The sequence below is a fragment of the Microcystis aeruginosa NIES-4325 genome (genome assembly GCF_008974145.1).
Classification (GTDB): domain Bacteria; phylum Cyanobacteriota; class Cyanobacteriia; order Cyanobacteriales; family Microcystaceae; genus Microcystis; species Microcystis aeruginosa_G.
Genome location: NZ_BJKP01000148.1, coordinates 1 through 254 on the forward strand (window position 1 = coordinate 1; position 254 = coordinate 254).

The 254-nt window shown below is 35.0% G+C and carries 1 pseudogene; it reads left to right on the forward strand.

From position 1 onward, the window contains the following. Nucleotides 1-130: 130 nt before the first annotated feature. Nucleotides 131-254, forward strand: a pseudogene (locus MiAbW_RS19405) (helix-turn-helix domain-containing protein); the annotation flags it as partial.

Below are 254 nucleotides of genomic sequence, written 5' to 3' on the forward strand. Positions count from 1 at the left end.
ATGTTGGTTAAGTTCTTGTTGTTGCTCTGGAGTCATTTTTGTCTTTTCCCTACTCTTTTCTCTATCCCATACCCAATTGATGCTTTTGTCAAGTAGTTTATTTGTTCTTCAGCTTTGACTTGCTCCCCTGAAACCTAAACTATCTATAGAAGAACAAGTTTTAGTAACGTTAGAATATTGGCGAGAATATAGAACATATTTTCACATTGGTACAAGCTGGGAACTATCAGAATCAACTATATGTCGGATTGTAA